Source organism: Acidobacteriota bacterium, from assembly GCA_012517875.1.
Lineage (GTDB): Bacteria > Acidobacteriota > JAAYUB01 > JAAYUB01 > JAAYUB01 > JAAYUB01.
Genome location: JAAYUB010000180.1, coordinates 1 through 6,516 on the forward strand (window position 1 = coordinate 1; position 6,516 = coordinate 6,516).

4 protein-coding genes are annotated in these 6,516 nt (G+C 66.8%); all 4 read left to right on the forward strand.

Annotated elements, in window-relative coordinates; all coding sequences use genetic code 11:
- On the forward strand, window positions 1–964 hold a 964-nt coding region (gene recF, locus GX414_16915; protein ID NLI48785.1), incomplete at its 5' end, for a DNA replication and repair protein RecF.
- Window positions 965–1,075: 111 nt separating this feature from the next.
- On the forward strand, window positions 1,076–3,529 hold the full coding sequence (gene gyrB / locus GX414_16920) for a DNA topoisomerase (ATP-hydrolyzing) subunit B (GenBank protein NLI48786.1): 2,454 nt from the start codon (window positions 1,076–1,078) through the stop codon (window positions 3,527–3,529).
- A 268-nt stretch (window positions 3,530–3,797) separates the two neighbouring features.
- Window positions 3,798–5,210 (forward strand): TIGR01777 family protein, encoded by a 1,413-nt coding sequence (locus tag GX414_16925; protein ID NLI48787.1) that lies wholly within the window; start codon window positions 3,798–3,800, stop codon window positions 5,208–5,210.
- A gap of 428 nt (window positions 5,211–5,638) precedes the next feature.
- A partial coding sequence (gene zupT / locus GX414_16930) for a zinc transporter ZupT (protein ID NLI48788.1) occupies window positions 5,639–6,516 on the forward strand: 878 nt, incomplete at its 3' end.

Consider the following 6,516-nt stretch of genomic DNA (forward strand, 5'->3'; position numbering starts at 1 on the left):
CAGCCTGCTCGAGGCGGTCTACTGCGCCTGTTACACCAAGTCGTTCCGGACCCACCGCCTGGAGGAGTGCGTCCGCCACGGCGAGGGGGAGTTCCAACTCCGCTGCCGGGTGGCGCGGGCGCCGCTGCCGCGGGTGCTGGACGTGCGGGTGGGGCCGGCGGGCAAGGAGCTCCGCCTCGACGAGAAGGCGGCCGACGTCACCGATTTTCTCGACACCGCCGCCATCCTCTGCATCACCGCCTCCCACCTGCGGGTGATCACGGAGGGGCCTGACGCGCGCCGCCGGTTCTTCGACGGCCTGCTGGTCCTGTTCCGCCCCGAATACCTGCACCGCCTGGCCGCCTACCGGCGCGTGGTGCGTCACCGGAACGCATTGCTGCGCCCGGGTGCCGCCGCCGCCGCGGTCCTGGAGCCGTGGGACCGCAAGCTCGTGCAGACCGCGCGGGCGCTCGTCCACCACCGCGAGAGCTTTCTCGCGGAGCTCGGGGCGGCCGACCTGCGCGACCGCTTCTCGACGGCGGCGGTGGCGGTGCGCTACGCGCCGTCGCTCGCGGCCGAACTGCTGGCCGACGAGGAGGCGGCCGTCGCCCACCTGGCGCTGCACCGGGAGCGGGCGCTGCAGGCGGGCCGGAGCCTGTACGGCCCCCATCTCGACCGGTTCGACTTCCACCTCGACGGGCGCAACGTCCGCCGGTACGCTTCCTCCGGGCAGAAGCGCAGCGTGCTCCTCAGCGTCTACCTCCAGGTGATGGACCTGTACCGGGAGCGGCGGGGCTTCTTCCCGGTGGTCATGATCGACGATGTGGATATGGAGCTCGACCTCGAGCGCCTGCGGGTACTGCTGAGCCAACTCGACGCCAAAACCCAGATCTTCCTCCCCTCCTCGAAGCCGGAAATTTTCACCGCCATGCTTCCCGCCTGCGAGGTTTTTCAGATCGAAGCGGGTGGGGTCCGTAAAACTTAAATTTTCAACAAGTTACAATTACAGTTTCGGCGATTTTCCGCTTCGTTTTCAGGCCGCCGCCGTGGTATAATCCTCCGTTTAAATTTGTGATTTGGACAAGGCAATTTCTCTATGGCCAACGACGAAAAAAACCAGGCGGCGGCTCGTAACGGCAACGGCGCGGACAGCTACACCGCCGAAAGCATCGAGGTGCTCGAGGGCCTGCAGGCGGTCCGCCTGCGCCCCGGCATGTACATCGGCACCACCGGCCTCGAGGGGCTGCACCACCTGGTCTACGAGCTCGTGGACAACTCGGTGGACGAGGCCATGGCCGGCTACTGCACCGAGATCAAGGTGACCATCCACCTCGACAACACGGTCACCGTCGAGGACAACGGCCGCGGCATCCCCGTGGACATGCACGAGAAGGGCAAATCGGCGGCCGAGATCGTCATGACCACCCTGCACGCCGGCGGCAAGTTCCACAACACCGCCTACAAGGTCAGCGGCGGGCTGCACGGCGTGGGCGCCTCGGTGGTGAACGCGCTGTCCGAGTGGATGGAGCTGGAGATCTGGCGCCAGGGCAAGGTGTATCAGCAGTACTACGAACAGGGCGATCCGAAGACCGAGTTCGCCGAAGTGGGTGTGACCAACCGCACGGGCACCAAGGTGCGGTTCAAGCCGGACGAGACCATCTTCGAGGAGATCAACTTCAACTTCGACGCGCTCTCCCAGCGCCTCCGCGAGCTGGCCTTCCTCAACCGCGGCCTCAAGATCATCATCGAGGATGAGCGCGAGGACAAGACCCACGAGTTCTACTACAAGGGCGGCCTCAACTCCTTCGTCGACTACCTGAACAAGAACAAGCAGGTGCTCCACCCCAAGCCCATCTACATCGCCGAGCAGGCCGATGGCACCGAGGTGGAGATCGCCATCCAGTACAACGATACCTACGTCGAGACGATGCTCACCTTCGCCAACAACATCAACACCCACGAGGGGGGTACCCACCTGAGCGGCTTTCGCGCCGGACTCACCCGGACCATCAACACCTATGCCGAGCGGGAAGGCTTTCTCAAGGCAATCAAGCGCAACCTCACCGGCGACGACGTCCGCGAGGGGCTGGTGGCCATCGTGAGCGTCCGCCTCGCCAGCCCGCAGTTCGAAGGCCAGACAAAGATGAAGCTGGGCAACAGCGAGATCAAGGGTCTCGTGGAGTCGGTGATCAACGAAAAGCTGATGATCCACTTCGAGCAGCATCCCGACGTGGCCCGAAGCATCGTCAAGAAGACGGTCGAGGCGGCCATGGCCCGCGACGCCGCCCGGAAGGCCCGCGACCTGACCCGGCGCAAAAACGCCCTGGAGGGCCTCAGCCTGCCGGGCAAGCTGGCTGACTGCCAGGAGAAGGACCCGGCCCAGTGCGAGATCTTCATCGTTGAGGGCGACTCGGCCGGCGGCTCGGCCAAGCAGGGCCGCGACCGGCGCTTTCAGGCGATCCTCCCCATCAAGGGGAAGATCCTGAACGTGGAGAAGGCCCGCTTTGACAAGATGCTGGAGAACCAGGAAATCTCCACGATGATCTCGGCCCTGGGCACGGGGATCGGCAAGGAGGACTTCGAGCTGGCCCGGCTGCGCTACAACCGGATCATCATCATGACCGACGCCGATGTCGACGGCTCCCACATCCGCACGCTGCTGCTCACCTTCTTCTACCGCCAGATGACCGATCTGATCGACCGGCATCACGTCTACATCGCTCAGCCGCCCCTGTTCCGCGTCAAGTCGGGCAAGGACGAGCGCTATATCCTGGATGAGGCCGAGATGGCCCGCTACCTGCTCAAGCGGGCCGTCGACATGGTCACCATTACCGTGGGCAACGGTAGCCAGGCTAAAACGCTCACCGGCGGGGCGCTGTCCCAGTTCCTGACCCAGGTGGACGAGTACCTCGGCATCAAGCAGCGCTTCAAGCGGCGCCTGAAGGACCCGGACCTGATCCGCTATGGCATGGAGTTCCTGTCGAAGTACCTGGAGCCGGGTTTCTCCAACCTGAAGATCAAGACGCTGTTCGGACAGGAGCCGTTCATCCACGCCCTGGCGACGGACCTGCTGGAGAAGGGCTATCGGGTGGAGATCATCCGCGATCCCGAGCACAGCGTATTCAACCTGCGCATCGCCAACGGCAAGCACACCGAACTGGACCTGCATTGGGAGGAGCTGACCACGGCCGAGTTCCACCGGCTGTTCAAGCTGTTTCACAAGATCCTGCCGCTGGACAAGCCGCCGTTCGTCATCCAGGTCAAAGACCAGCGGGTCGAGGTGACGGGGAAGGCCGAGCTGTTCCACCGGGTGCTGGAGTTCGGCAAGAAGGACGTGGCCATTCAGCGCTACAAGGGGCTGGGGGAGATGAACCCGGAGCAACTCTGGGAAACCACCATGAACCCGGAGACGCGCACGCTGCTGAAGGTGAACATCGAGGATGCCATCGAGACCGACGAGATCTTCTCGGTGCTCATGGGCGACAACGTGGAGCAGCGTCGCTCCTTCATCGAGACCAACGCCCTGATGGCCCGGAACCTGGATATCTAGCTTGAAAGTACCGCGCGCACCCCGTGCGCGAGTTCGGCCGCGGCAGGATCAGCCGGATCGCGATCGCATCTGCACCCAGCATACGGCATTCCCGGCACCCTGCCGCTGGCCGGTCCCGTCCCGCCGCCGGATATGCCACGATCATGCCGCGAGAACTCGCGGCCGCCTGGCCGCCAGGTGCCCTGGAATCGCTTGCAACCCCACCCGTCCTTGCCTATCCTAGAGATCCGAACGGAAATCAATAGCCACGATCGCAAGAGGATCGGCCATGAGGACCGACAGGTTTGTGCACAGCAGCCGGATCGAGGTGCCCGCCGAATTCGCCTTTGCCTGGCACGAGCGCCCCGGTGCCCTGGAGCGTCTCACCCCGCCCTGGGATCGGGTGGCGGTGCGGGAGCGTGCGGGCAGCATCCACGACGGCGACCGGGTGGTGCTTGCCCTCGGCGCCGGGCCGCTGCAGGTCGAGTGGGAAGCGGTGCACGAGGGCTACGCGGCCGGCCGCGAATTCCGTGATGTGCAGCGCCGTGGGCCGTTCGCCTGCTGGGCGCACACCCACCGCTTCGAGCCCGACGGACCGGCGGCGGTGAAACACACCGACTCCATCGAATACGCCCTGCCCCTCGGGGCGGTGGGCCGCGTGTTGGGTGGGGGCGCGGTGCGCCGGCGCCTGGCGCGCACCTTCGCCCACCGCCACGCCGTGCTTGCGGCCGACCTGGCGGCGCACTGGCGGTGGCGCGACCGCAGCCCGCGGCGCATCGCCGTCTCAGGTGCGAACGGATTCGTCGGATCTGCGCTGACGGCGTTTCTCACCGCCGGCGGCCATGAGGTGGTGCGGCTGGGCCGCCATCCGGCGCCGGGCGTGATCGCGGCCGGCACCGGGTACGAGCGGCTCCGCCCTGAGGACCTCGCGGGCGTCGACGCCGTGGTCCATTTGGCCGGCGAGTCCATCGCCGCCGGCCGTTGGACGGCGGCGCGCCGGGAACGAATCCGCGCCAGCCGCACGGGCCCCACCGCCCGCCTGGCCGAGGTACTGGCCGCCATGCCGATGCCCCCGGCCGCCTTCCTCTGTGCGTCGGCCGTGGGAATTTACGGTGACACGGGGGACGCGGCGGTGGACGAGTCCGGGGCGGCAGCCAAGGACTTCCTCGCGAGTGTGGTGCATGACTGGGAGGCGGCCGCGGCGGCAGCGGCCGCGGCGGGGATCCGGGCGGTGAACCTGCGGTTCGGTGTGGTCCTCGGCGCCGCCGGCGGACTGTTGGCGCGGCTGCTGACGCCGTTCCGGCTAGGGTTGGGCGGGCGCCTGGGGAGCGGCCGACAGTACATGAGCTGGATCGCCCGCGACGACGTCGTGGGCGCGATCCACCACGCCCTGATGGACCCGGATGTGATCGGACCCGTGAACGTAACCGCGCCGACGCCGGTGACCAACGCCGATTTCACCCGGACGCTCGCGACGGTGCTCCGCCGTCCGGCGGTGCTCCCCGTGCCGGCGGCAGCGCTGCGGCTGGCGTTCGGCGAGCTGGCCGACGCGCTGATGCTGTCCGGCCAGCGCGCGTTGCCGGGGCGGCTGCTCGCCGCTGGCTACGTGTTCCGCTTCCCGGACCTCGAGTCGGCCCTGCGCCACGAGCTGGGGCGGATCCCGTATCGCCACCACGGCAGAGCGAACACAAAGAACAACTGAGGATCAACCGGCTGCAATCTGGAGAACGGTCAGAGTAAGTGGAACGATCAGCGTTTGGAAGAGACAGAGAGAAGATGGAGCGGCGTGAAATTGCAGAATCGCGCTGACGGTGCTGGCCGCCCTGGCGGTCGGCGGACTGATCGGGGCGGGGATCGGCCACGGCCTGTGCCGTCCCATCGCCGGAGTGGCAGTGGCCGCGGCCATCGGGATTGCCACGGGGCTCCTGGTCCGCCTGCAGATGCGGCGTAGCCGCCGGGCGCGCCCGGAGCGGTCGGAACCGCCCACTCGAGATCCGGCAGGCGGCCATGGTGTCGCACACAGAGCCGACCAGGACCCGAATGCAGAGCCGCGCGGTTGAGATTCGGGGCCGGATTCGATCGGTGATATAATCACCCTCCGAAATCAGAACCCCGGATTTGTGGACCAGGATGATGACCGAAGCCGTTTGGATCGCGTTTGGATTGACCCTGTTCGCGGGGATGGCCACCGGCATCGGCAGCATCATCGCCTTCACCGCCCGGCGGACCGACTACCGGTTCCTGTCGGTGGCCACGGGCTTCTCGGCGGGCGTGATGCTCTATGTCGCGTTCGTGGAGATCTTCCTGAAGGGGACCGAGGCGCTGGTGGCGCGCTACGGCGACTACTGGGGCCACTGGGTGAATGCGGGATCATTCTTCGGCGGCATGCTGCTCATCGGCCTCATCGACAACCTGATCCCAGCCGCCGAAAACCCCCACGAAACTCCGTCCGAGGCGGAGACTCGTCCGCTGCATGATCCCGCCGCGCCCCGGCCGGAATCGCCGGCAGCGGTCGCGCCACCGGCGCAAACCGGGACCGCCAGATCGGCCAACCACCACCACAAGCTTCTGCGGATGGGCCTGTTCACCGCCATCGCCATCGGCATCCACAACTTCCCGGAGGGCCTGGCCACCTTCCTGGCGGCGCTGCAAAACCCGAGTCTTGGCGTGGCCATCGCCGTGGCGGTGGCGCTGCACAATATCCCCGAGGGGATCAGCGTCTCGGTGCCCATCTTCTACGCCACCGGCAACCGGCGGAAAGCTTTCTTCTATTCCTTTGCCAGCGGCGTGGCCGAGCCGGTGGGGGCGGTCATCGCCTACCTGGTCCTTCGGCTCGTCGTGGGCGGCCCGGCCGGCGCGGTCCCGCCTGAATTGATGGGCATCCTGTTCGGCGGTGTGGCCGGTATCATGGTCTACATCAGCCTGGACGAGTTGCTGCCCACGAGCCGCGCCTACGGCCGGGGGCACGACAGCCTGCTGGGCCTGGTGGCCGGCATGGTGGTGATGGC

Bases quoted from the DNA above. Each gene is read 5' to 3' on its own strand.
- GX414_16925 (NLI48787.1), top strand. From the start codon at position 3,798: ATGAGGACCGACAGGTTTGTGCACAGCAGCCGGATCGAGGTGCCCGCC.
- gyrB (NLI48786.1), top strand. From the start codon at position 1,076: ATGGCCAACGACGAAAAAAACCAGGCGGCGGCTCGTAACGGCAACGGC.